The organism is Streptomyces sp. NPDC032822, from assembly GCF_055578825.1.
This window is the reverse complement of sequence record NZ_JBVIOL010000004.1, coordinates 520,283-544,790: the sequence shown is the minus strand read 5'-3', so window position 1 is coordinate 544,790 and position 24,508 is coordinate 520,283. Positions and strand designations below refer to the sequence as shown.

The window sequence follows — 24,508 nt, the reverse complement described above, 5'->3', positions numbered from 1 at the left end:
ACTCATGCTCCCTTCGCGGCCTGGAACAGCTCCGCCCGCGGGTCTTCACCCGCGGTTGCCTCGCGATACGCCTCCAGCGCTTCACGAGCATTCCCCGTCAGATCCTTCGGAACACTCACCTCCACGGTGACCAGCAGGTCGCCGCGGGTGCCGTCCTTACGGACCGCGCCCTTGCCGCGGGCCCGCATGGTGCGGCCGTTGGGCGTGCCCTCGGGCAGCTTGAGCGTGACCGGCGGACCGCCCAGGGTGGGGACCCTGACCTCGCCGCCGAGCGCCGCCTCCGCGAAGGTGACCGGGACGGTCACCGTGAGGTTGTCGTCCTTGCGGCCGAAGACCGGGTGGACGTCGACATGCACGGTGACGTACAGATCGCCGCCCGGGCCGCCGCGCTCGCCCGGCGCCCCCTTGCCGCGCAGCCGGATCCGCTGGCCGTCGGTGACGCCGGCCGGGATGCGGACCTGCATGGTGCGGGACGACTTGGCCCGGCCGCTGCCCTTGCAGTCGAGGCAGGGGTGCTCGGCGATGAGGCCGCGGCCCTTGCAGTCGGGGCAGGGGTCGGTGAGGGAGAAGCCCCCGCCGCTGCCCCGGGCGACCTGCCCGGTGCCGACACAGGTCGGGCACACGCGCGGTGTGCCGTTCTTGTCGCCGGTGCCCGAACAGGCCTTGCACGGCGACTGGCTCGACATCCTGAGCGGGACCGTCGCGCCCTCGATCGCCTCGGTGAAGCTGAGGGTGACCTCGGACTCGATGTCCTGGCCGCGCCGGGGCTGGGTCCGGGTGCCGGTGCCCGCGCCGCCGCGGTTGAACAGGCCCCCGAAGACGTCACCGAGTCCGCCGCCGAAGCCGCCGGCCCCGCCGGCGCCTCCTCCTGAGCCGCCGCCCTGGGGGCCGCCTCCGAAGAGGTCGCCCAGGTCGAAGTTGAAGGAGCCGCCGCCCGCGCCCGGCCCCGGGCGATAGCCGCCGTTGCCGAAGAGCGCGCGGGCCTCGTCGTACTCCTTGCGCTTCTTGGGGTCACCGAGGATGTCGTTCGCCTCGGAGATCTCCTTGAAGCGTTCCTCGGCCTTGGCATTGCCCTTGTTGGCGTCCGGGTGGAACTCGCGGGCGAGCTTGCGGTACGCCTTCTTGATCTCGGCCTCGGTGGCGTCCTTGGGGACGCCGAGGACCTTGTAGAAGTCCTTCTCGATGAAGTCCTTGGTGCTCATCCTCGACGTCCCTCCTTCCGCTCAGTGGTGACGTCAGCCCTCCTCAGGGCCACTGTCCTTGTCCTCGCCGGCCGCCGGGTCCTCATCGGCACCCTCGGCCTTGCCCGCCGTCGCACCCGGCTGCGGCTCGGCGACGGCCACCCGCGCGGGGCGGATGGTGCGCTCGCCGAAGCGATACCCGGGCTGCAGAATCGCCACGCACGTCGTCTCGGTGACGTCCGGCGCGTACGAGTGCATCAGGGCCTCGTGGATCGTCGGGTCGAAGGGCTCGCCCTCCTTGCCGAACTGCTGGAGGCCCATCTTCGCCGCGACGGTCTCCAGCGACTCCGCGACGGACTTGAATCCGCCGAGGAGTTCGCCGTGGTCCCGGGCGCGGCCGATGTCGTCGAGGACGGGCAGGAGTTCGGTGAGGAGGCTCGCGATGGCGATCTCCTTGACCGTGACCCGGTCCCGCTCGACCCGGCGGCGGTAGTTCTGGTACTCGGCCTGGAGCCGCTGGAGGTCCGCGGTGCGCTCACCGAGCGCGGTGCGTACCTGGTCCAGCTGGGCCGTCAGGCCGGCCAACTGTGCTGATGCGTCCCCGGCCGGGGCCGCCCCCTCCCCGGAGGGGGAGGCGGCCTGCGGCTCGGCGTCGTCGGGGGTGGCGCCGGAAGGGACGTCGGGCTTCTCGTCGAAGCCCGGGGTCTCCTCCGTCACGCGGCACCGTCCTTGCGCTCGTCGTCGACGATCTCGGCGTCCACGACGTCGTCGTCGGCCTTCGCCTCGGACGCGCCCTCACCGGCACCGGCGGACGCCTGGCCCGCCTGGGCGTCGGCGTACATGGCCTGGCCGAGCTTCTGCGAGACGGCCGCGACCTTCTCCGTGGAGGTACGGATCTCGGTGGTGTCCTCGCCCTTGAGCGCGGCCTTCAGCTCCTCGACCGCGGCCTCGACCTCGGTCTTGATCTCGCCGGGGACCTTGTCCTCGTTGTCCTTGAGGAACTTCTCCGTCTGGTAGACGAGCTGCTCGCCCTGGTTGCGGGTCTCGGCGGCCTCGCGGCGGGTGTGGTCCTCCTCCGCGTACTTCTCGGCCTCCTGGCGCATCCGGTCGACCTCGTCCTTCGGCAGCGAGGAGCCGCCGGTGACGGTCATCTTCTGCTCCTTGCCCGTGCCGAGGTCCCTCGCGGTCACGTGCATGATGCCGTTGGCGTCGATGTCGAAGGCGACCTCGATCTGCGGGACACCGCGCGGGGCCGGCGGCAGACCGGTCAGCTCGAACATCCCGAGCTTCTTGTTGTACGCCGCGATCTCGCGCTCGCCCTGGTAGACCTGGATCTGCACGGAGGGCTGGTTGTCCTCGGCCGTCGTGAAGATCTCGGACCGCTTGGTCGGGATCGTGGTGTTGCGCTCGATGAGCTTCGTCATGATCCCTCCCTTGGTCTCGATACCGAGGGACAGCGGGGTGACGTCGAGCAGCAGGACGTCCTTGACCTCGCCCTTGAGGACACCGGCCTGGAGCGCGGCGCCGATGGCGACGACCTCGTCCGGGTTCACGCCCTTGTTGGCGTCCTGGCCGCCGGTGAGCTCCTTGACGAGCTCGGCGACGGCGGGCATCCGGGTGGAACCACCGACGAGAACGACGTGGTCGATCTCGGAGAGGTTGATGCCGGCGTCCTTGATGACGTTGTGGAACGGCGTCTTGCAGCGCTCCAGCAGGTCGGCCGTCAGCTGCTGGAACTGAGCTCGGGTGAGCTTCTCGTCCAGGTGCAGCGGGCCCTCGGCGGACGCCGTGATGTAGGGCAGGTTGATCGAGGTCTCGGTGGACGAGGACAGCTCGATCTTGGCCTTCTCGGCGGCCTCGCGGAGGCGCTGGAGGGCCATCTTGTCCTTGCCGAGGTCCACGCCGTGGCCGGCCGAGAACTGCTTGACCAGGTAGTCGACGACGCGCTGGTCCCAGTCGTCACCACCGAGGTGGTTGTCGCCGTTGGTGGCCTTCACCTCGACGACGCCGTCGCCGATCTCCAGGAGGGACACGTCGAAGGTGCCGCCACCGAGGTCGAAGACGAGGATCGTCTGGTCGTCCTTGTCGAGGCCGTACGCCAGGGCGGCGGCGGTCGGCTCGTTGACGATCCGCAGGACGTTCAGGCCCGCGATCTCGCCGGCCTCCTTCGTCGCCTGACGCTCGGAGTCGTTGAAGTACGCCGGGACGGTGATGACCGCGTCGGTCACCTTCTCGCCCAGGTAGGCCTCGGCGTCGCGCTTCAGCTTCTGCAGGATGAACGCCGACATCTGCTGCGGGTTGAACGGCTTGCCGTCCAGCTCGATCTTCCAGTCGGTGCCCATGTGACGCTTCACGGACCGGATGGTCCGGTCCACGTTCGTGACCGCCTGGCGCTTGGCCACCTCGCCGACGAGCACCTCGCCGTTCTTGGCGAAGGCGACGACGGACGGCGTGGTCCTGGCGCCCTCTGCGTTGGTGATGACGGTGGGCTCGCCGCCTTCAAGAACGCTGACGACGGAGTTAGTCGTGCCCAGGTCGATGCCGACCGCACGTGCCATGGTTGATTCCTCCAGCAATGACTTGAGTGGAACGGACTCAAGTGTGCACGACGTCCGCGACTCATGCAACAGAGGTGAGTCGCAGGGGCTCAACTCTTATCCGTTCCTTACACGCAACCCTCCTCTGACCTGCGGAGATCCCAGACCTCCAGGCTGCCCGACGGGCCGCCTCGGGGCGTACACCCGGACCCTCAGCAGGGCCAGGACGAAGATCAGGGCGCCCGTCGCCACCCAGAACACCCCGGACTCCGCGACCCATCCCAGATGCGCGAGCACCGCGACGAGTACCCCGCCGAAGGTGACCGCACCGAGCAGTACCGTCGCCCCCCGAGGGGTCAGCCCGAGCCGTCGCAGCCGGTGCGCGAGATGGTCGGGGCCGCCGCGCAACAGGGGCCTTCCGGCCAGCCGCCGGGAGAGCAGCACGAGGACGACGTCCACCCCCGTGAGGGCGGTCAGCGCGAACAGCACCCCCGCGTCGGCCACCGGCTCGTGCCCGGTCCGGGTGACCACGGCCGCCGCCGCGAGCACGAACCCGGTGAACAGCGAGCCGCACGCGCCGAGCCCCACGCGCGCGGGATGCCAGTTGTGCATCAGGAACCCGGTGAGCGCGGCGGCCAGCACGCTCAGCAGCGCGGCCAGCCCGTCCATCACCTCGGCCGCCGCCAGCGCCCCCACCCCGAAGGCGGTGAGCACCCCGACGGTGCCCGCCAGCGCGTCCGCATGGTCGAGCGCCCGGAAACCGACGGCGACGAAGACGATCCAACAGGCCGCCAGCAGGCCGCCCGGCACCCCGGTCTGCGCGTACGGCACCACACAGAGGGCGGCGACGGCCGTACCGCCCACCAGGAACCGCGCCTTGACGCGGCGCACGTCGGCGACGAGCCCGAGGGCGGCGACGGCGGCCCCGGCGACGAGGAGGGCCCGGACGTCGTCGCCGAGCGGCGCGACCCCGGTCCACTCCCCGGCCACGGCGACCAGGCAGGTGACGAGCACGACGGCCAGGCCGCCGAGCAGCGGCAGCGGACGCTGTCGGCGTCGGTCGAGGACGCCGAGACGCAGGGCGGGGACCCGGAGCAGGGCGGTGAGGACGGCGGCGAGGAGCAGGGCGATGGTGGCGGCGGCGATCCCGTAGAGCACGGGTCCAAGCTAAGCCGAATGTCATGATTTGGTACGAATGGCGGGACCGGACCGGCGCGCCGCGTGACGTCGGTCGCGGGCCGATTACCGACCGGTTACTGAGGTCAGCCTCAGTAGCACAGATCACCGCACGGCTGACTACAGTGCGGCACAGAATTGCGGGTACTCTCAGAGAATCGCATAAGTTACCGCTTAGTAATAGGCTTGGTCATCACGAGGACGCCCTTCGCGGACCGCCTCGACCAACCCCCCCTCGCAGGCCCGAGGAGCCCCGAAATGCAACTCGCCGCGATCATCGTGTCGCTGGTCCTGACCGTGGTCGGCGTCGCGCTGCTCGCACGCGCCATCGGCCAGTTCGTCCGGTACTTCAAACTCGGCCAGCCCGTGCCCGCCGGCAGCCGGACCGACAACCCCTACGCGCGCAGTGTGACGCTCGCGAAGGAGTTCCTCGGCCACACCCGGATGAACCGGTGGGGCATCGTGGGCGTCGCCCACTGGTTCGTGGCCGTCGGCTTCCTGACGCTGCCGCCGACCCTCGCCCAGGCCTTCGGCCAGCTCTTCCAGGCCGACTGGGTGCTGCCGTACATCGGTGAGTTCCTGCCGTTCGAGCTCTACATCGAGTTCATCGGCGTGATGACGATCCTGGGCATCGCCGTGCTCATGGTGATCCGGCTGCTGAGCCTGCCCTCGCGGGCCGGCCGCAAGTCCCGCTTCGCGGGCTCCAAGTCCGGACAGGCGTACTTCGTCGAGTACGTCATCCTCACCATCGGTCTCGCCATCTACGTGCTGCGCGGCCTGGAGGGCGCGATCCACCACGTGGAGCACTACGAGGCCGGATACTTCGCCTCGTACCCGCTGGTCCTGGCCTTCAAGGGACTGTCGGTCGGCACACTGCAGAACCTCGTCTACTTCACCGCGATGATCAAGATCAGCGTCTCGTTCATCTGGATGATCACGGTCTCGCTGAACACCAACATGGGTGTCGCCTGGCACCGCTTCCTCGCCTTCCCCAACATCTGGTTCAAGCGCGAGGCGACCGGCGGGACGGCCCTGGGCGGCCTCCAGCCGATGACGTCGGGCGGCAAGCCGATCGACTTCACCGACCCGGGCGACGACGACGTCTTCGGCGTCTCCCAGGTCGAGCAGTTCTCCTGGAAGGGCCTCCTGGACTTCTCCACCTGCACCGAGTGCGGGCGTTGCCAGTCCCAGTGCCCCGCCTGGAACACCGGCAAGCCGCTCTCCCCCAAGCTGCTGATCATGTCGCTGCGGGACCACGCCCACGCCAAGGCGCCCTATCTGCTCGCGGGCGGCGGCAAGGACGCCGAGGGCAACGAGAAGGCGTCCGAGGAGCAGTTGAAGGACGTCCCCGCCGCCGCTCTGGCGGAGGCCGAACGCCCGCTGATCGGCACGTTCGAAGAGGGCGGTGTCATCGACCCGGACGTCCTGTGGTCCTGCACCACCTGCGGCGCCTGCGTCGAGCAGTGCCCGGTCGACATCGAGCACGTCGACCACATCGTCGACATGCGCCGCTACCAGGTGATGATCGAGAGCGCGTTCCCGTCCGAGGCGGGCACCATGCTCAAGAACCTGGAGAAGAAGGGCAACCCCTGGGGGCTCGCCAAGAAGCAGCGCCTGGAGTGGCTCAAGGAAGTCGACTTCGAGGTGCCGGTCGTCGGCAAGGACATCGAGGACCTGTCCGAGGTCGAGTACCTGTACTGGGTCGGCTGCGCCGGCGCCCTGGAGGACCGCGCCAAGAAGACCACCAAGGCCTTCGCGGAACTCCTCCACATGGCGGGCGTCAAGTTCGCGATCATGGGCGGCGACGAGAAGTGCACCGGTGACTCCGCCCGCCGCCTCGGCAACGAGCCCCTCTTCCAGGAGCTCGGCATGGAGAACGTCTCCGCGCTGAACATGGCGTTCGGCGAGGAGATGGACGACGAGGGCAACGTCACCGAGGAGTCGAAGAAGCCCAGGTCCGCGAAGAAGATCGTCGCGACCTGCCCGCACTGCCTCAACACCCTCGGCAACGAGTACCCGCAGCTCGGCGGCGACTACGAGGTCATCCACCACACCCAGCTGCTCCAGCACCTGGTGGACGAGGGCAAGCTGGTCCCGGTCACACCGGTCGAGGGCCTCATCACCTACCACGACCCCTGCTACCTGGGCCGCCACAACAAGATCTACACCCCGCCGCGCGAGATCATCGCGAACGTCCCGGGCCTGCGGAACGAGGAGATGCACCGCCACAAGGAGCGCGGCTTCTGCTGCGGCGCCGGTGGTGCGCGGATGTGGATGGAGGAGCGGATCGGCAAGCGCGTCAACAACGAGCGTGTCGACGAGGCGCTGAGCCTCAACCCGGACATCATCTCCACCGCCTGCCCGTTCTGCCTCGTCATGCTGACCGACTCGGTCAACGGCAAGAAGAACGACGGCAAGGCCAAGGAGTCCGTCCAGGTCGTCGACGTCGCCCAGCTCCTCCTGGAGTCCGTCCGGACGCCGGTGGACGACGAGCCCCCGGCCGGCGAGACCGACGCGGAGAGCGAGTCGGAGCCGCAGCCGGTGAAGTAGCCGTCACGGCCGTCGCGTCACGGCTGTTCGACGCCCCCGGGTCCCTCAAGGGCCCGGGGGCGTCGTCGTACCCCGGCCGTCGAATGTTTTACCGAATTCACGTACAACCCTTACGCCCCGTCCCAGGTCTCCTGTTGGCCGAACCCCTCCGCGCGGCGCGCGCAGGGGTCGGCACCCCATCGACTGCGGATGTCCGCCAGGCATCCCCCGCATGCAGCAGGAGAACCCGCGTGCACCAGCACCTCAGGCCCGCTCTCGCGACGGCCGGCGACGCCGCGCTGACGGGCGGCCTGCTCACCTTCGCCGACTGAGCCGTATCCCTTCTGCTGCCGGGCCCGCCGCGCGGGCCCGGCATCCCTTCTGGAGTCCCGCCTTGCGCAAGCGCATCCTCCTGCTGGCCACCACCCTCACCACCGGCCTGCTCACCGCCCTGCCCGTCACCGCGGCCGACGCCGCGCCCTCCGGTCTGGCCGGGGACTTCAACGGCGACGGCTACCGGGACCTCGCGATCGGCGCGTTCAGCGCCGACGTCGGCTCGGTGCCGAACGCCGGTGCCGTGGTCGTCATGTACGGCTCGTCCTCCGGCGTCTCGACCGCCAGGAAGGCCGTCATCACCCAGAACTCCACCGGTGTCCCGGGCACCGCCGAGGAGGGCGACCGCTTCGGCAGCAGCCTCGCCGCCGGCGACCTGAACGCCGACGGCTACGCCGACCTGATCGTCGGCTCCCGGTACGAGAGCATCGGCGACCGCGACGGCGTCGGCACCGCCACCGTCGTCTGGGGCTCCAAGTCCGGCCTGTCCGGCGGCTCGGCGCTGCCGCAGCCGTCGTACCTCACCGAGTGGGGCGGTTTCTCCGCCGGTGTCGCGACCGGCGACTTCGACGGCGACGGCAAGACGGACGTGACCGTCACCGGCCAGAGCAACACCCTGCTCTACAAGGGCCCCTTCGCCCGCACCGGCGCCCCCGCGAGCTGGAACGCGGTCTACGAACTGGGCTCGGCGTACGAGGTGATCGCGGGCAACCTGAACGGCGACAAGGCCACCGAGCGCCTGTACCCGTACGCCACCGACGGCGACCAGGGCGGTCACATCAGCTACCTCCGCCACGACCCCGGGAACGCGGACCACCCCGAGTCGGACTACCTCGAAACCGAGCTGCCGAAGGCCGACGGCGCCCTGGGCGCGACCGGCGACATCAACGGTGACGGCTACGGCGACCTCGTCCTCGGCGACTACGAGGACCCGCGCAGCGGCAAGCCGGGCGGCCACAAGGGCGGCCAGATCGCCGTCTGGTACGGCAGCGCGACCGGCCCCGACCCGGCGCAGAAGCCGACCGTCATCCACCAGGACACGGCGGGTGTGCCCGGCGCGGGCGAGGCATCCGACCTGTTCGGCGCGGCGGTGAGCGTCGGCGACGTCAACGGCGACAAGTACGCCGACGTCGCGGTCGGCGCCCCCTACGAGGACAACGGCACGGCCAGGGACTCGGGTTCCGTGACGATCCTGTTCGGCTCGGCCACCGGGCTGAAGGGCTCGGGCGCCAAGTCGTACACGCAGAACACCGCCGGGGTCCCCGGCAGCAACGAGAAGGACGACGCGTTCGGCCACTCGGTCCGCCTGGTCGACCTCGACAAGAACGGCAAGGCCGACCTGGTCGTCGGCGCCGGCTACGAGAACGGCTACGGCGCGGTCACCGTCCTGCGCGGCAGCGCCTCCGGCCTCACCGCCTCGGGCGCGAAGTTCTTCTCGGCCCGTGACGTCGCCCTCAAGGGCAACGCCGACTTCGGATGGGTGATCTCCCAGTGACGTACCGCCGACTGGCCGTCCTGCTCGCGGCCTCCCTCACCCCGCTCACCCTCGCGGCACCGGCGGCCCACGCGGCCGGCGCAGCCGCCCCGTACGACTTCAACGGCGACGGCTACGCGGACCTCGCGATCGGCGCCCCGGCCGCCACGGTCGCCGGCAAGGCGAAGGCCGGCGCGGTGTCCGTGGTGTACGGCAGCGCGAGCGGCCCGAAGACCTCGACGTACAAGCTGATCACCCAGAACACGGCGAACATCCCCGGCACCGCGGCGGCCGGTGACGCCTTCGGCACGGCCCTCGCCTCCGCGGACCTCGACAAGGACGGGTACGCGGACCTCCTGATCGGTACCCCCGGCGAGGACGACAGCGACACCAACGACGGTGACGTGACCGTCGTCTGGGGCTCCAAGTCCGGCCTGTCCGCGGCCCGTTCACTGCCCGACTTCTTCAGCAGCGACTACGACCGCTACGGCCAGGCCCTGACCGCGGGCGACTTCGACCGCGACGGCGACCTCGACGTCGCGGTCGGCTCCACCGGCCCGACCAACCTCTCCTTCGTCTCCGGGCCGATCGCCAGGTCCAGTGGCCACAACGGCGGTTCGGGCACGGGCTTCGACTGGGCCGACTCGTACGGCATCGAGAGCCTCTCCTCCGGAGACGTCACCGGCGACGGCTGGGACCGCCTCGTGGTCCAGGGCCGGGCCGAGGGCACCGACGACGCGGTGACCGCCCTCGCGGACGGCAGCATCGGCAACCTCACCGACTGGCTGCAGGACCTGCCCGCCGGCTACGCGTCCGCCATCGGCGACATCGACGGGGACGGCCACGACGACATCGCGGTCGGCAACCACCGCGAGACGTCCGCCGACCCGTCGGGCGCGAAGGGCGGCAAGGTCACGGTCGTCTACGGCGGCTTCGACGGCGTCGACCGCGGCCGCGCCCCGCTGGTCGTCACCCAGGACACGGCCGGTGTCCCCGGCGCGGCCGAGACCGGCGACCGCTTCGGCGCCTCCGTCTCGCTGGGCGACGTCAACGGCGACGGCTACGCCGACCTCGCGGTCGGCGCCTCGCACGAGACGGCGGGCAGCGCGACGGCCACCGGCACGGTCACCGTCCTGTACGGCTCGGCCTCCGGCCTGAAGGCCACCGGCGCCAAGAGCTTCACCCAGGACACCTCGGGCGTGCCCGGCGCGGCCGAGAAGAACGACCACTTCGGCGGCCGGGTCCTGTTCACCGGGGGCACTCGTCTCAAGGGCGCGGGCCTCACCGTCTCGGCGCCGGGCGAGAACGCCGGCGACGGCGGGATCTGGTTCCTGCGCAGGTCGGCGACCGGCCCCACGACCACCGGGGCGAAGAGCTTCGGCCCCGCGGCCACGGGCGTCGCGACGGCGGGCAGCCCCGGATACGGATCGGTCCTCGGCGGCTGACCCCCTGCCGGGGGAACCCCGGGGAAGCCCCTAGAGAGCCCTTAGGCGGCCCTTAGGGGATGTCACAGCTCGGCCGCAAAGGCGGGCCCGGAACGCCGGGCCCGCCACCTCACTCTCCGGGACCAGGTACGTTCGAAGACGTGGCTGGATTCAGGATCGGACGCGGCCGGGACAACGGCGCTCCTCACACGCGACCGCAACAACCTCCGTACGGGCAGCAGCAGGCGCCCCAGGGACAGTCGTACGGCACGCCGCCTCAGGGCGGCCCGTCGTACGGCACTCCCCCAGGGCCGTCGTACGGCTACCCCGCTGCGCCGCCCCACCCGGGGCAGCAGCAGTACGGGGGCGGCACCCACGCCGGCGGTGGCTACGACGAGCCGGAGTACTTCGGCGACGGCGGCCAGGGCGGCTACGCGCCGCAGGGCGGCCCGGACCCGTACGCCGCCAACAACCCGGGGCACACCCAGGCGTTCTCGGTGAACGAGGACCCCTACCACCAGGGCGGCACCTACCGCGCCGGCTCGGCCCCCGCGGCCCCGGTCGGCCCCCGCCTGCCCTGGAAGGAACTCCTGAGAGGCATCGTCCTCGCCCCCAAGCAGACCTTCCTCCAGATGCGGGACTACACCATGTGGGGCCCCGCCCTCATCGTGTCCTTCATCTACGGCCTGCTCGCGGTGTTCGGCTTCGACGGCGCCCGCGAGGACGCGATAAACGCCACCCTGTCGAACGCGGTCCCGATCGTGCTGATCACCGCGGTGGCGATGGTGCTGGCCTCCTTCGTCCTGGGCGTGGTCACCCACACCCTGGCCCGCCAGCTCGGCGGCGACGGCGCCTGGCAGCCCACGGTCGGCCTCTCCATGCTGATCATGTCCCTCACGGACGCGCCCCGCCTCATCGTCGCCATGTTCTTCGGCGGCGACGCCTCCTTCGTCCAGCTCCTCGGCTGGGCCACCTGGATCGCGGCGGGCGCCCTGCTGACCCTCATGGTCAACCGCTCCCACGACCTGCCCTGGCCGAAGGCCCTCGGCGCGTCCGCGATCCAGCTGATCGCCCTGCTGTCGATCGTGAAGCTGGGCACGTTCTAGCCGTTCCCGGCGGCATGGTCCGCCAGTACGCATACGAAGAGGGGCTCCCGGCACACACGCCGGGAGCCCCTCTTTCCCTGTCCCCGCCTGTCGGAGTCGGTCGGCTATCGGACGTCGACGAAGTCGCCGGCCGCGCTGACCGCCGGGGTCGTCGCCGTGCCCGCGAAGCTGTAGCGGAAGTAGCCGTCGGTGGAGGCCTTGACGGTCGTCTTGAGGCCGCCCGTCGAGCTCGACTTGATCGTCTTCACCGTGGTGTAGGTGCTGCTGCCCTTCTTACGGAACTGCAGCTTCACCGGCTGGGTCGCGTACCCGGCGTACTTGTTGGTCTCCCAGTTGGCCCGGGAGAGCTTGCCGGTGACCGTGATGGTCTTGCCCTTCACCACCGGCTCCGGCGCGGCGTCGACCGTCAGCTTCGAGGCACGCTGCACCTTGAACGTGGTGGCCGCGTCCCGGTGGATGTAGTCGAGGTCGTTGGCGGAGACCAGCGTGGCGAGGCCCCAGGTGGCCGCCGCGCTGTTGTTGACGAAGCCGGTCGACGCCTGCGGGTCGAACGTCAGCGTGCCCGAGCAGGTCGACGTGGTCGCGCTCACCTCGACGCACGTGATGTCGCCGTCGTCGTACCAGATCTGCGCGTAGTTGGGCGTCGGACCGTCGCCGCTGATGTACGTGGTCTCGGCGATGCCCGAATCGTCCGACGCGGTCACGGAGACCTTGGCGGACACCACGTTGGTGGTACCGACCACGACCGGCTTGCCGCCGTTGACGACGACCTTGTCGATCGTGATGTCCCCCGAACCGCCGTCGACCGCCTGGGCGGTGGTGGCGCCGACGGCGGTGGCCACCAGCGCGATGCTGGTGCCGAGCAGGCCAAGGCGCGCAGTTGTGCGCATGAAACGTCCCCCCACGAAGTGTTCGATCGATCAGGGGGAGCGTACGGCGTTGGCCAACGCTTCACCACGCAGTTGTTTCAGCTCAGAGAGCTTCCCTGTTCGCCTTGGCCGCTTCCCCCGACCTGTGTACCGGCGGCAGCACACTCCACGGGAAGTTGATCCAGTCGTCGGTCCGCTTCCACACGTACTCGCACTTCACCAGCGACTGCGACTTCTCGTAGATGACGGCGCTGCGCACCTCGGCGACGGTGTCGACGCAGAAGTCGCGCACCAGCTTGAGCGTCTTGCCGGTGTCGGCGACGTCGTCGGTGATGAGGATCTTCTTGGAGGAGAAGTCGATGGCGTTGGGGACGGGCGCGAGCATGACGGGCATGTCGAGGGTGGTTCCGACACCCGTGTAGAACTCCACGTTCACGAGGTGGATGTTCTTGCAGTCGAGGGCGTAGGCGAGCCCGCCGGCGACGAACACACCCCCGCGGGCGATGCTGAGCACGATGTCGGGCTCGTACCCGTCGTCGACGACGGCCTGCGCGAGCTCCCGCACGGCCGTGCCGAACACCTCGTAGGTGAGGTTCTCCCGAATGTCGCTCATACCTGGGTCCGGTGGAAGTTGAGGAAGGACCGGGAGGCGGTCGGCCCGCGCTGTCCCTGGTAGCGGGACCCGTACCGCTCGCTCCCGTAGGGGAACTCGGCGGAGGAGCTGAGCTGGAACAGGCACAGCTGGCCGATCTTCATGCCGGGCCAGAGCTTGATCGGGAGGGTGGCGAGGTTGGACAGCTCCAGGGTCACGTGCCCGGAGAAGCCCGGGTCGATGAACCCGGCGGTGGAGTGCGTGACGAGCCCGAGCCGGCCGAGGGAACTCTTCCCCTCAAGCCGCGAGGCGAGATCGTCGGGCAACGTGATGACCTCGTAGGTCGAGGCGAGGACGAACTCCCCGGGGTGGAGGATGAACGGCTCGTCCCCCTCCGGCTCCACGAGTCGCGTCAGATCCGCCTGCTCGACGGAGGGATCGATGTGGGGGTACCGGTGGTTCTCGAACACCCGGAAATACCGATCGAGCCGTACGTCCACGCTGGACGGTTGCACCATGGATTCGTCGTAGGGATCGATCCGCACGCGCCCGGCGTCGATCTCGGCCCGAATGTCCTTGTCTGAGAGAAGCACGCCCCGAGGATACGCAAGACGCGCGGGCCGACCACCATCGGCCGACCACGCGCGCCCGCACTGCCCGCGTACGGTTCCTGACTACCGCTGCTGCTTCTCCAAGGCCACGTGTACCGGCACCACGCTGCGAAGCCGGGCACACCGCGGACACCGGACGAGTCGTCCGGGACCGAGTCGCTCGGCCTGCTGCATCGGGAACGAAGCGGTACTGAACACGTGCCCATCGGCACAACGGACGACGGTGTGGTCCATCAAGTCCCAGAGTCCCTTCCCCAAGAGGCGCGTCGAGCTGCTGCCCGCCCGACGAAAAGCCACATTACGGGATCAAAGAGACGACCCTCCAGGCGGCACTCCGACCCACCCGGCCCCTCTCCCACCTCTCCACCGTACGCCCCAACTCCGGCCCTCCGCAGCCGCGTCACACCCCCCGAAAACGACGGGCCCCACGGCTTCAGCACCGGGGACCCGACATGAGGTAAAGTGACCACGCGTTCCGACACCGGTCCCGACCGGCGCGTCTCGCGGGTGTAGTTTAGTGGTAGAACATCAGCTTCCCAAGCTGAGAGTGCGAGTTCGATTCTCGTCACCCGCTCCATGCGAACCCCCAGGTCAGAGACCCGGGGGTTCTTTGTTGCCCAGACCGGTGGGCCAGGTGCGCACCACAACCACACCATTGGCTCTCGGGAGCCTCCTCGTCGTGGTGCGCGGTCGTTCCTGCGGCGCTTCGCATGCTCGGTGTGCACCAAGTCGTCACAGCCTGCCAAGACCTCGTCCTGCCGTTCTCGTCGGAGTGCGGATAGATCAGCGCGGCGGTCGCGGAGGACCTTCCCGCGCGGGACCCGTCCCGGGAGCAATGGCTCGATACGCATCCCGTCGGCAGCAACGTCCCTGCGGTGAGTCGGGAACCTCCGGACGCCCTACGGCGTTCGTGTCACTGACGGCCGGAGGAGCCGAGCCGTCGGCTCACAGTGCTCAACTGCTTGTTCCGTACGACGACTTGACCGGGGGGGGCAAGAGGCGTGCAGCAGCACCGCGCACACCCGACGCGCCCGGCCGCCGTCGTGCTCTCCGCGCTGCTCGCGGTCCTGGCCTTCCTTCTGCCGGTGTCGGCCCATTCGATGCCGGCGTTCCGTCCGTCCTCGACGGGCACGGCCGCGGCGGCGATCGCGCAGGCGTCCGCGACCGCCGACGCGCAGCGACCCGTCACCGTGGCGCACTCCGTGCTCGGCCACGCCGACGCCGTGCCGTACCCGTTCCACCCCTTCCTGGGACCTGGCGCCGGGGACACTGCCCCGCACCGTGCTGTCGGCGGCCCCGGCGTGGCCGTGGTGGCCCCGGCCGCAGGGGCGAGCCGGGGTGCCCACGCGTATCGTCCGCGCGGCCCGCCGTCCCGATGGAGCACCGAAGTCCGTATCGACGCCTGACCGTTCGCCTCCGCGCCCGGGGCAGACGTCGACTCCGTCTGCCTGCCCATCGTGGAGAACTCATGTCTCGCGCGCCCATGTGGCGGGCGATCGTCGCCCTAGGTGTGATCGCCGCCTCGCTCTTCTTCGCTCTCACCCAGTCCGCCCGCCTCGGCCTCGACCTGCGCGGCGGCACCCAGATCGTCCTGGAGACCAAGGACTCACCCCTGGTCAAGGCCAATGCCGAATCGACCCAGCGGGCCCTGGAGGTGCTCCGCCAGCGGGTCGACGCGCTCGGGATGTCCGAGCCGAGCCTGTACCGGTCCGGACAGCAGCGGATCTTCGTCGAGCTTCCCGGCGTACAGGATCCGCGTGAGGCCGCCGAAGTCATCGGCCGCACCGCGCAGTTGACCGTCCACCCGGTGCAGGGCGCGACGGACAAGCAGGACGAAAGCAAGGGGAAGCCGGCCAAGGACGGCTCGCGCACCCTGGCCGACCCCGACCAGAAGGGGGCGTTCCTCAAGCTCGGGCCCACCGCTCTCACCGGCGAGGGCGTCAAGGACGCCGAGGCGGTGCTCGACCAGCAGACGGGGTCGGGCTGGACGGTCAACCTCGCCTTCCGCGGGCAGGCGGGCAAGGACTGGGCGCGGGTCACCGGGGCGGCGGCCTGTGCCCCGCAGGGCGCCCCCGAGCGGCGCGTCGCCATCGTCCTGGACGGCAAGGTCCTCTCGGCGCCCGGCGTCAACGCGGATGTGGCGTGCCAGGTCGGCATCTCCGGCGGCTCCACGCAGATCACCGGCGGCTTCGACCGGGAAGAGGCCCGCGATCTGGCCGCGCTCGTCAAGGGCGGTGCGCTGCCGGTGCCCGTGGAGGTCGTGGAGCAGCGCACCGTCGGCCCCACGCTCGGGGCCGACGCCATCACCGCCAGCGCCCAGGCCGCGATCATCGGGCTCGCGCTGACGGGGCTGTTCATCATCGTCGTCTACCGGCTCCTCGGCGCGCTGGCCACCCTCGCGCTCGCGCTGTACGGGCTGATCTCCTACGCCGTACTGGTCGCTCTGGGCGCGACCCTGACCCTGCCCGGGCTCGCCGGTTTCGTCCTGGCGATCGGCATGGCGGTGGACGCGAACGTGCTGGTCTTCGAGCGTGCCCGCGAGGAGTATCTGGGAGCCCGCGCCCTGAAGTCGGCCTCGGCGCGCCTGGACAAGCCGCTGAGCATCGGCTTCAGCAAGGCATGGAGCGCGGTCGTCGACTCGAACGTGACCACACTGCTCGCGGCCGGGCTGCTCTTCTTCTTCGCCACCGGACCCGTCAAGGGCTTCGGCGTCACGCTCTCCATCGGTGTCCTCGTCTCGATGATCTCGGCCCTGGTGATCACCCGGGTCCTCGCCGATTTCGCGATCCGGCGCCGCTTCGTGCGGGGCCGGCCCGGCCTGACCGGGATCACCTCCACCGGTCGGGTGCGTGCCTGGCTCGCGCGCCGCAATCCCCGCCTGGTGCACCGTCGGCGCCGCTGGCTCGGCGTCAGCGCGCTGCTGATCGTGGGTGCCGTCGCCGGAATCGGCCTGCGCGGCCTGGAGTTCGGGGTGGAGTTCACCGGCGGGCGCCTGGTGGAGTACAGCACCAGCAGGCCCGTGGACGTGGACGCGGCACGTACGGCGGTCGCGGACGCCGGGTTCCCGCGCGCGGTGGTGCAGGAGTCGGGGGACGGGGGCATCTCGGTACGCACCGGTGAGCTGAGCAACGACCAGCAGCACACGATCAGAACGGCGCTGGCGAAGGACGGCGGCGAGGTCACCGTCGAGCGGGACGAGCTGATCGGCCCGAGCCTCGGCGACGAGCTGCGCCGGCACGCGCTCATCGCGCTCGGCATCGCCGTCGCGACCCAGCTGATCTACCTCAGCGTGCGGTTCCGGTGGACGTTCGCCGCCGCGGCGGTGTCGGCCATGGTGCATGACGTGCTGCTTGTGGTGGGCCTGTTCGCCTGGCTCGGCAAGCCCGTCGACAGCGTCTTCCTGGCGGCCCTGCTCACGGTCATCGGGTACTCCGTCAACGACACCGTCGTCGTCTTCGACCGGGTGCGCGAGGCGCGCCGCCGCGATCCGGCGGCGGACCTGGAAACCACCGCGAACAAGGCCGTCATCCAGACGCTGCCGCGCACGGTGAACACCGGCATGGGCGCGCTGTTCATCCTGGCAGCCCTGGCCGTCCTCGGCGGTGACTCGCTCGCGGACTTCTCCGTGGCGCTGATCGCCGGCGTGGTGATCGGTATGGCGTCGACGGTGTTCACCGCCGTGCCGATCGCCGTGCAGCTTGAGGGCAGCCACCCGGCGCCGCCGGTGCGCCCCAGGCGCAGCGAGAACAGCGGGGCACGCGGTCCGCTGGAGCGAGGCGGGCGGGCACGGGATTCAGGCGCTGTGGTGTGAGGGGGCGCGGCGCGGAGGCTCGTGGGGAAGACGCGGACAGCCGGGCGCATCCCCCTGTTCGGCTGTGCGACGTGCGGCGTGCTCCTCGTTCGACGCCCGTACCCCCCGTCCATGGCGACAGACCCACGTTTCCTACAGGTGGCTCGGCGACTGTTTCCGGAGGCTGATCAGCCGGAGGGGGTCGCCTGGATGAAGAACGGAGGACGGAGAACGGAGGGCCGGCACGGTGGTGGGCGTTTTCCTCGCCCACCAGGGTGCCGGCAGACTCCTCGGGGACCGGCTGCGCGCAGGCCGCGTAGCCCGTCGCATCCCCGGCGCCGCTCCGGGGGCACGAGGTCGCCTGCCGCGAGCGGTGGCAGCACCTCAGCCTCCCTGCCTCGACAGGACATGTATGTCCGCAACGCCGCGGCAGACGCCGACCTCCGAACGGGACGGGCCCGGCATGAATCGCTCCGTGCCGAGGCCCGGCCGCGCGGCTTTCGACGGCGTGCCCATAGCGTGCCCGTAAGACCGGTCAACCACAGTCGACCACAGTCGACCACAGTGCGATCCTGCACCTCCGGGCACGACGCCCGGCTGCATATACCCAGGTCAGGAGCCCCGCAGTGGGATGTTCCGAAAGGCATCTCAGCTCGTTCAGAGGTGGCCGGCTACAGACAGGACAAGCACGCAGAGGCCCATCGACGTGGCAAAAGCAGTGCCGCCGTAAAGGACTGCCTCAGCGAATGCGGCTCCGGTACTGGTCTTCAGGATCCCGGCGACAAGAGCCACCACGAGGGAGAACAGCGCTGCCACGAGTAGCCACAGGTACCTCGTTCCGGATCGTGGCTCGGACGGCGGAGCATTCACAGAAGTCTTCCTTCACGGACGGACTGCAAGGAGAGGAGGGCGTCATTCGGGGACCAGGACGCCGGTCAGCAGATGCGCGGCGAGTGTGCTGCGGTGGTGAGTCGCGGCCTGGATGAGTTCGCGGTGCGCGGTGATCTGCGCGTCCAAGGCATCCAGCGCGGCACTGATGCGCCGCTGGTGGGCAAGTGGCGGCAGCGGTACGGGCAGAAGTGCCAGCGTGGCGGTGCTGAGGGAAGGAACGGCGGTGCCGCGGGCGTACTCCTTGAGCCAGTGCGCTGTCTCCGGCAGAGACAAGTAGGCGAGCAGGTAGCCAGGGAGGACAAGTGGCTCCCCGGCCGTCTCCAGGGCACGCAGTCGCAGCAGGTTGGTGCTGAACAGCCAGCCGTCCTGCGCCTTCTCGACCAAGGCAGGGGGCATCTGGGCACCGGAACGCACGCACAGGATGTCTCCGGGGCTGAGACGGAACCTTGCCAGTGCGCGGGCGACATCCACGCCTACTTTCTCCATGTCACGATCGTCGATACGACCCTCACGCAGGTGCTTGGGCATCACGACACGGAGATCGCCTGCTGCGGAGCGAACCTCGGCCGGCAGACGTGTGTAGGACGGACCAGCCATGATGTCGACCAGTTCTCCCAGCGGAACCCGACGCCAGTCATGTGGTAGCCCGTCGTACGAGAGCACGGTGGCTGACGGCAAGGGGCCGTACGAGAGCGCATCGGCCGCACCGTCCACGGCTTTCGTTCGACGCCTCGCCGCGGCGAGCACCCGCTCCGTGGCGGCTGCCTCGGTAGCCGCATCAGCCGGTGACGCCGTGGACATCCATCTGTCCGCATAGTCGGCGGGACTGAGCGAGTAACCGGCAGCCCGCACCGCCTCCAGCGGAGCAGCGACCGCAAGATGGCCCGCGCTCTGCCGACCGAGGCGGAAGCCGGTCCCTCGTCGCCATGCCTGAACGGTTTTCGCGACAGCTCCGACGTGTTCGTCGGAGAGGACTCGGGGCCCGCGAGTCGCCTTGTCACCCAGGTCCCGGGCGTCCACGAACAGGATCTCCTCGCGCACCGCCGCGGAACTCCGCAAGAACCACAAGCAGACGGACACCTGCGCCCCGGAAAAGAGCTGAGGCGGCAACGCGACGATGCAGTCGACGGCGCCATCCTCCACCAGCCTGCTCCGGATCTCCCGCTCCCGGAGGTCTGTGGAGGTGCCCGCGCTGACCGGCATCACCACACCTGCACGGCCCTCGTCCTTGAGTGACACCAGGACGTGCTGGAGCCAGGCGAAGGCAGGACTACCGGGGGGAGGCGGTCCGTACGGCCAGTCGATGCCCTCACGCGGCTTCGGCACGGCCCCGTGAGCGTTGAAAGGCGGATTGGTCAGAATGAGGTCGGCCCGGTGACCCTTCGGCCAGGCACGTTCGTTCCATGGGGCCGCGGTGCCGGCCTCCAGTTCGACCGGGATACCGTGCAGCGCAAGGTTCATTCCGGCGAGCCGAAGTGTGCCGCGCTGCGGGCTCTCACCCCGCAGAGTCAAAGGCACGACACCACCGAAGCGTTCAGCGACTCCGTCAAGCATCTCGCCTGCGCGCGCATACGGATCGTAGACGCGTCGCGCGGAGTCCCCGTCCCCTATCGCGGCGTCCCGCATCAGCCGCACCACGGCACGTGGGGTGAAGAACTCTCCGCTGGGAAGCGCGGCTCGGGAGCCGAATTGATCCACCAGTTGTCGGAACTCGTCGATCCCCAAGCCGTCGGTCAGGCGGATCACCTCGACGACATCGCCGTACTCCCGAGGTTCCAGCCTGACGATGGCCGTCCGCATGCCCGGCGGCACACCGCGCAGGCGAAGTGCCTCGTCGGCTGCCTCCCCGATCTCGTGCAACAACGCCGCCGTGGCAGCCCTGGATCGGGACCGCACCATACGCGGGAGCGATACCGAGCGCGGGCTTCCGCTCACCTGAAGAAAGACCAGGGAGAGGAGCAAGGCAAGGTAGTCCGTCATCGATGCGCCACCGCGCACAGCGTCTGCCATCGGTCCCAGCAGTTGCGCAAGTTGCCGCGCGCGCTCTTCTTCGCCGCTCAACGGACCGCTGCCTGCTGCCTCACCACTCGGCGCGGCGGCTCCCTGGCGGGCGTCGTCCGACGCGACGAGGTTCCGCCGCATACGGTCGGCATAGGTGAACCCGGTCGGTTCGTCGGACGCACGCGCACGTGACGGGATCTGACGGGAATCGAGCCAGCGGAGGACAGCCCGTAGACTGAATAGTTCCGTTTCTCCCGTCCTGACCGGCTCCGGATAATCCTCGTACCGACGTTGCCAGTTGGTGACCGCCGGCCGCATCACCCCGGCCAGCTCCGCGAGTTCGGCCCTCGACAGCAGGCGATCGTCGCTGAGACCCGTACCGTCCATGAAACCCCCGTACACCGTCCTGGTTGCTCTCGATGAGGGAACGGTAGAGAGGTGACAGCGGGAGCGTCAATCAGCGCACCGGCGGTGCGCACAGAGACGGGCAGGCTGGGTTTACGGGCCGCGCTTCGGATTTTCAGGGACCACCGAAGCGTTGAGCAGCAGTTTTTCCCTACCGCCACTCTCTTTGGTTACCCAGTTACCAGGAGGTGGAGAACATTTCTTGTTAACGGGGTACCTGAGAAGGGTATGCGCCCGTCTGCGGATCAAGGAGCCCCATCGCAGGCTCTTCCTGGATAATCGACGTATGGCAACACAGCCCGGTCTCTCTGATCTTCGCCGTGCCAAGTTCGCTCGGCGTGCGCCTGCCGCGCTCTCCGAGCTCGTCGGCCCTCAGCACGGCACAGTGACCTTGCCGCTGCATCTGGCATGGTCGGGGCTGACCACGTTCGATCTCGATCAGCCGCGGCTGCGGATGAGCTACTACCGGATCGTTCTGGCCGAGGGACTGCAGGACGATCTGGTCCGGTTCCTCAATCGCGACCTCCTTGTCAGCCTATGGCCCACACTGCGCACACTGGTCAGCCGTGATGTCCGGGAGGTGTGGGAGAGCTCCTTCGACGAGCTGGCTCACGAAGCCCAGGCCGTTGCGTGAACCTCACGGATCTGCACCGTCGTCTGCTTGCGGATGTCCTCGACGTGGGTGGCGTCTACCCTCTGGCGCTGACGGCGGCTATGCCGTCCAAGCACATGGGTTGGTGAACCGGCTCAGTCAGGATCTCGATGTCGCCACCGAGAACCCGGAGCGCATGGAGGATATCGCCACTGCCGTACGCACCGGCCTGGAAGAGCGTGGATGGCGCGTGAGAGCTCTGGAGACGGATCCGCTGTCGGCGCGGCTCATCGTCACCGATCCCGTCAGCCGTGAGGAGTGCGAGGTCGACGTCCTCAAAGAGACACTTTGGCGGCCCCCTGTGCACACCGAGCACGGGCTGGTGCTGTCCCTCGAAGATGTCGTCGGCACCAAGGTTCGCGCGCTGGCCGACCGCGGACTGGCCAGAGATCTGGTCGACGTACAGGCCGCGGCCGACCGCTGGAGCCACATCGAGTTGGAAGAGCTCGGACGGCGCCACGCCCGCGACTCCTTCGACCTCTGCGAGCTTCAGGCACGGTTGGTCGGGGCCGACTGGATCGACGACACGGAATTTGCCGCCTACGGGCTCGCCGAGCCAGCGATCACCGAGCTGCGTCGGTGGGCACAATCCTGGGCCGACGATATCGGTGAACGCATCCAGGAGCTGGAGCCTCCGCACGAAGACTGAAGACCGCAAAGGCGCCGCCGGCGATGAGGACGCGCTTCGTCGTCGGCTGCTCACGGCCCGGTCGCACCCCGGCGATGCTGGTGATCCTGTGTGGCGGGTGACGTCTGGCGGTCGCCAGCGGCGACGGGACTGTCTGCATCTGGGATCCGGCTACGGCCGTACGACCGGAAGCCGATAGATACTCGTCCAGGCCGAGGTATGGGCGTCCCCTGCGCGTGCTGGGCAAACGTGGCGAGTACCGGACCGGTGAAGGCAAGATCCTTGCCTTCACCGCCTGCGACGGAAGCCCCCGACTGGCCACCAGCCGCGGGGACGGCACGATCCAGATCTGGGATCCGCTCGCGGGACACAGCCTCCTCACCATCGGTGACAGCTGGCGCGGCACCGCGGGGAGGCACCACGGTTCCCCGCCGATGATGGCTGTCCACGGTGTCCAGCGTGAGCCCCTGCTCGCCCTCGGACTGGTGGACGGCACGGTGCCGATACGGGACACCGCCACCGGTGATGCCGTCACGACCCTGAGAGGACACTCCCAAGGGGTGACCGCCCTGGCGGAATTCACGATGCCGAGCGGACGACGACTACTTGTCACCGGCGGAAGGGACGGGACGGTGCGGCTCTGGGACGTGAACGACGGATTCCTCCCCTGCCTCGTGGTCCCTTTGGGCATCGTGGTCCACGCCGTGGCACCCATCGGGCCCGTTCACGTAGCACTCCGGCCGCCGTTCACCGAGGCTGGATGTCAGAGGTGTGCGGCAGGGTATCGAAGGACGGCGCCGTCCCGGATCTGCCGGAGGCCGTCGAGGAACCTCCGGGGAGGACGGTATGCCGAAGATCTCTAAAGGGCGGCGCGTGGGGCAGGCTGCCGTGAACGCGCTGCGCTCCCTGTTCGAAGAGCACGACCACATCGTTCAAGAGATCTCCGGACAGAACGACTTCGGCGAGGACCTCTACGTCACCTTCACCCACGACGGGCATCTCACGAGCGACACGATCAAGGTTCAGGTCAAGGGTGGGAACAGCCGACGCCGAGGCAATGGCTACGCGGTCCGTATCGACCAGCACCATGACACCTGGGCGAACGGGAACATCCCCGTCTACTGCGTGGTGTACGACCCTGACACCAGACAACTGCACTGGGCGAACGGAACCCAACAGCTCCGCCGGTCCGGTCCGCTGAATCCGCCTCGCTTCATCGGCGTCAGCCCCAACGCGGTGTTGAACGACACCACCATGGAGTCCTTCGTCGCCCAAGCCCGCCGCTACGTCGGACGTTATCGAGATCGGCAGGCCGTCCTCACCCACCTCGGCGAGATGTCTGGCGTCGAATTCGACCCGGTGGACCACGTTCTGCACTTCGTCAACGGCTATGACGAGGACCTCGTCTTCTGGAAGTGTCCGGGGGACCGTGTGGCGACGCTGCTACTCAGCACCCAGGACTGGGAACCAGCTCTCGTCACCCTGGAGTCCCTGATGCGCGGCCGGATCGACGTACCCGAGGAGATAAGAGGCGGTGAGCCTCCGGACCCCGGCCTGTGGACCGCCGAGGACCTGGAGCTGAGCCCGTCCGAGATCATGTGGGCGGCCTCGTGCTTCATGTCCACCCGAGAGGCCGACGAGGGACCGGAGGAAGCCTCCGTCGACCCCGTCGAATGCGAGGGAGACCCGGACTGCGCGGACGAGGAGCCCGTGGAGCACGGCTTGATCGAGGCCGACCTGCTCCACGACCACCTCCTCGCCCGCATCCTCGACCGGATCGAGGCCGAGCCCGACCTGATGCGGCGCTCGATCCTGGCCATGCGCGAAGACGGCGAACTCGGACCGGAGATCGTCACCGAGCTCGGCCCTCTCGAAACCGAACCACGGGTCGTCCGCCAGGTGAACAAGCTGAGCCGGGCGACGGTGTCGGCGGTGGACGACATGGAGCCGGAGGCCTTCCAACTGGCCATCCTTTACCTCATCCGCCGCGTCTACATCGGCGGCCCCTCGCTCCCCCTCGACGAGCAGGTCCGCATCGTCTGGCGCATACCTGAGCCCACAGCATCCGGGAAGGCGGCCGAGAACGACCGGGACTGGCGGCAAGGGGAAACGCCCGCCCCACGGTCTGACCGCCTCCCTGCTCCGTAGGTCTGCGTGCGCACCGGGCCGGTCGGACGATGCGAGCCGCGCGACCGGGAAAGACCTGTTCCCGGGCCGTTCCGGGACCCCTCCCGACGCTGCGGCTGTAGGTATTGCCCGACGGACTCGTGAAGGGGGAAGTGGATGGTGCGAGCGCGCTCGGGGGCGTT

At 69.3% G+C, this 24,508-nt stretch carries 17 protein-coding genes, 1 tRNA gene and 1 pseudogene; 11 read left to right on the top strand and 8 right to left on the bottom strand.

Annotated elements, in window-relative coordinates; all coding sequences use genetic code 11:
- Positions 1–2 precede the first annotated feature (2 nt).
- From dnaJ to ACZ5VD_RS14895, 4 genes are all read right to left on the bottom strand, one after another.
- Positions 3–1,202, bottom strand: coding sequence for a molecular chaperone DnaJ (gene dnaJ / locus ACZ5VD_RS14910; RefSeq protein WP_468553539.1), 1,200 nt, complete (start codon positions 1,200–1,202; stop codon positions 3–5).
- A gap of 33 nt (positions 1,203–1,235) precedes the next feature.
- Positions 1,236–1,898, bottom strand: a complete 663-nt coding sequence (grpE, locus tag ACZ5VD_RS14905; protein WP_468682413.1) for a nucleotide exchange factor GrpE — start codon at positions 1,896–1,898, stop codon at positions 1,236–1,238.
- Positions 1,895–3,739, bottom strand: coding sequence for a molecular chaperone DnaK (gene dnaK / locus ACZ5VD_RS14900; protein WP_468682412.1), 1,845 nt, complete (start codon positions 3,737–3,739; stop codon positions 1,895–1,897). Before dnaK ends, grpE begins: the two co-directional genes overlap by 4 nt.
- 96 nt (positions 3,740–3,835) lie before the next feature.
- The gene (locus ACZ5VD_RS14895) at positions 3,836–4,876 is read right to left on the bottom strand and encodes an MraY family glycosyltransferase (RefSeq protein ID WP_468682411.1); all 1,041 of its coding nucleotides are present in this window, start codon (positions 4,874–4,876) and stop codon (positions 3,836–3,838) included.
- A 276-nt stretch (positions 4,877–5,152) separates the two neighbouring features.
- Between ACZ5VD_RS14895 and ACZ5VD_RS14890 the strand changes: the two genes are divergently transcribed.
- The 4 genes from ACZ5VD_RS14890 to ACZ5VD_RS14875 all read left to right on the top strand — a co-directional run bounded on the left by ACZ5VD_RS14890 (position 5,153) and on the right by ACZ5VD_RS14875 (position 11,760).
- A complete protein-coding gene (locus tag ACZ5VD_RS14890) occupies positions 5,153–7,444 on the top strand; it encodes a (Fe-S)-binding protein (RefSeq protein WP_468682410.1) in 2,292 nt (763 codons plus the stop codon).
- 373 nt (positions 7,445–7,817) lie between these two features.
- Positions 7,818–9,251 carry an FG-GAP-like repeat-containing protein gene (locus ACZ5VD_RS14885; RefSeq protein WP_468553534.1) on the top strand — a complete coding sequence of 478 codons (1,434 nt, stop codon included), beginning with the start codon at positions 7,818–7,820 and terminating at the stop codon, positions 9,249–9,251.
- Positions 9,248–10,675 (top strand): FG-GAP-like repeat-containing protein, encoded by a 1,428-nt coding sequence (locus tag ACZ5VD_RS14880; protein ID WP_468682409.1) that lies wholly within the window; start codon positions 9,248–9,250, stop codon positions 10,673–10,675. Before ACZ5VD_RS14885 ends, ACZ5VD_RS14880 begins: the two co-directional genes overlap by 4 nt.
- Before the next feature lie 59 nt (positions 10,676–10,734).
- Positions 10,735–11,760: a Yip1 family protein gene (locus ACZ5VD_RS14875; RefSeq protein ID WP_468553532.1), complete on the top strand. Its 1,026-nt coding sequence runs from the start codon at positions 10,735–10,737 to the stop codon at positions 11,758–11,760.
- Positions 11,761–11,864: 104 nt separating this feature from the next.
- Here ACZ5VD_RS14875 and ACZ5VD_RS14870 read toward each other — a convergent pair whose 3' ends face one another.
- The 3 genes from ACZ5VD_RS14870 to dcd form a co-directional block, all read right to left on the bottom strand.
- Positions 11,865–12,650: a calcium-binding protein gene (locus ACZ5VD_RS14870; protein ID WP_468553531.1), complete on the bottom strand. Its 786-nt coding sequence runs from the start codon at positions 12,648–12,650 to the stop codon at positions 11,865–11,867.
- Between the two features lie 82 nt (positions 12,651–12,732).
- Positions 12,733–13,242, bottom strand: a complete 510-nt coding sequence (locus ACZ5VD_RS14865) for a phosphoribosyltransferase (protein ID WP_468553530.1) — start codon at positions 13,240–13,242, stop codon at positions 12,733–12,735.
- Positions 13,239–13,814 carry a dCTP deaminase gene (gene dcd, locus ACZ5VD_RS14860; RefSeq protein ID WP_468553529.1) on the bottom strand — a complete coding sequence of 192 codons (576 nt, stop codon included), beginning with the start codon at positions 13,812–13,814 and terminating at the stop codon, positions 13,239–13,241. The genes ACZ5VD_RS14865 and dcd overlap by 4 nt, the downstream gene beginning before the upstream one ends.
- Positions 13,815–14,335: 521 nt before the next feature.
- On the opposite strand from dcd, the gene ACZ5VD_RS14855 reads away from it, so the two are divergent.
- The 3 genes from ACZ5VD_RS14855 (at position 14,336) to secD (ending at position 17,643) form a co-directional block, all read left to right on the top strand.
- Positions 14,336–14,409, top strand: a tRNA-Gly gene (locus tag ACZ5VD_RS14855).
- Between the two features lie 424 nt (positions 14,410–14,833).
- Positions 14,834–15,238: a hypothetical protein gene (locus ACZ5VD_RS14850; RefSeq protein ID WP_468682408.1), complete on the top strand. Its 405-nt coding sequence runs from the start codon at positions 14,834–14,836 to the stop codon at positions 15,236–15,238.
- Between the two features lie 62 nt (positions 15,239–15,300).
- Positions 15,301–17,643 (top strand): protein translocase subunit SecD, encoded by a 2,343-nt coding sequence (gene secD, locus ACZ5VD_RS14845; protein WP_468682407.1) that lies wholly within the window; start codon positions 15,301–15,303, stop codon positions 17,641–17,643.
- A gap of 891 nt (positions 17,644–18,534) precedes the next feature.
- Here the strand turns inward: secD and ACZ5VD_RS14840 are convergent.
- Positions 18,535–20,901 carry an N-6 DNA methylase gene (locus ACZ5VD_RS14840; RefSeq protein ID WP_468682406.1) on the bottom strand — a complete coding sequence of 789 codons (2,367 nt, stop codon included), beginning with the start codon at positions 20,899–20,901 and terminating at the stop codon, positions 18,535–18,537.
- A gap of 304 nt (positions 20,902–21,205) precedes the next feature.
- Between ACZ5VD_RS14840 and ACZ5VD_RS14835 the strand changes: the two genes are divergently transcribed.
- The 4 genes and pseudogenes from ACZ5VD_RS14835 (at position 21,206) to ACZ5VD_RS14820 (ending at position 24,347) form a co-directional block, all read left to right on the top strand.
- On the top strand, positions 21,206–21,553 hold the full coding sequence (locus ACZ5VD_RS14835) for a transcriptional regulator (protein WP_468553505.1): 348 nt from the start codon (positions 21,206–21,208) through the stop codon (positions 21,551–21,553).
- Positions 21,550–22,220 (top strand): annotated as a pseudogene (locus tag ACZ5VD_RS14830) (nucleotidyl transferase AbiEii/AbiGii toxin family protein). The gene ACZ5VD_RS14835 and the pseudogene ACZ5VD_RS14830 overlap by 4 nt, the downstream one beginning before the upstream one ends.
- Positions 22,221–22,633: 413 nt before the next feature.
- Complete coding sequence (locus ACZ5VD_RS14825) at positions 22,634–23,062, top strand: WD40 repeat domain-containing protein (RefSeq protein WP_468682500.1); 429 nt, start codon at positions 22,634–22,636, stop codon at positions 23,060–23,062.
- Entirely contained in the window at positions 23,046–24,347 is a 1,302-nt protein-coding gene (locus tag ACZ5VD_RS14820; RefSeq protein WP_468682405.1) for a DUF4365 domain-containing protein, read from the top strand. Before ACZ5VD_RS14825 ends, ACZ5VD_RS14820 begins: the two co-directional genes overlap by 17 nt.
- Positions 24,348–24,508 lie beyond the last annotated feature (161 nt).

Excerpts from the sequence above, each read along its gene's own strand:
- ACZ5VD_RS14875 (WP_468553532.1), top strand. The coding sequence starts at position 10,735 with ATGTCACAGCTCGGCCGCAAAGGCGGGCCCGGAACGCCGGGCCCGCCA.
- dnaK (WP_468682412.1), bottom strand. The coding sequence starts at position 3,739 with ATGGCACGTGCGGTCGGCATCGACCTGGGCACGACTAACTCCGTCGTC.
- ACZ5VD_RS14865 (WP_468553530.1), bottom strand. The coding sequence starts at position 13,242 with ATGAGCGACATTCGGGAGAACCTCACCTACGAGGTGTTCGGCACGGCC.
- secD (WP_468682407.1), top strand. The coding sequence starts at position 15,301 with ATGTCTCGCGCGCCCATGTGGCGGGCGATCGTCGCCCTAGGTGTGATC.
- ACZ5VD_RS14820 (WP_468682405.1), top strand. The coding sequence starts at position 23,046 with ATGCCGAAGATCTCTAAAGGGCGGCGCGTGGGGCAGGCTGCCGTGAAC.
- ACZ5VD_RS14890 (WP_468682410.1), top strand. The coding sequence starts at position 5,153 with ATGCAACTCGCCGCGATCATCGTGTCGCTGGTCCTGACCGTGGTCGGC.
- ACZ5VD_RS14840 (WP_468682406.1), bottom strand. The coding sequence starts at position 20,901 with ATGGACGGTACGGGTCTCAGCGACGATCGCCTGCTGTCGAGGGCCGAA.
- ACZ5VD_RS14835 (WP_468553505.1), top strand. The coding sequence starts at position 21,206 with ATGGCAACACAGCCCGGTCTCTCTGATCTTCGCCGTGCCAAGTTCGCT.
- ACZ5VD_RS14825 (WP_468682500.1), top strand. The coding sequence starts at position 22,634 with ATGATGGCTGTCCACGGTGTCCAGCGTGAGCCCCTGCTCGCCCTCGGA.
- ACZ5VD_RS14870 (WP_468553531.1), bottom strand. The coding sequence starts at position 12,650 with ATGCGCACAACTGCGCGCCTTGGCCTGCTCGGCACCAGCATCGCGCTG.
- dnaJ (WP_468553539.1), bottom strand. The coding sequence starts at position 1,202 with ATGAGCACCAAGGACTTCATCGAGAAGGACTTCTACAAGGTCCTCGGC.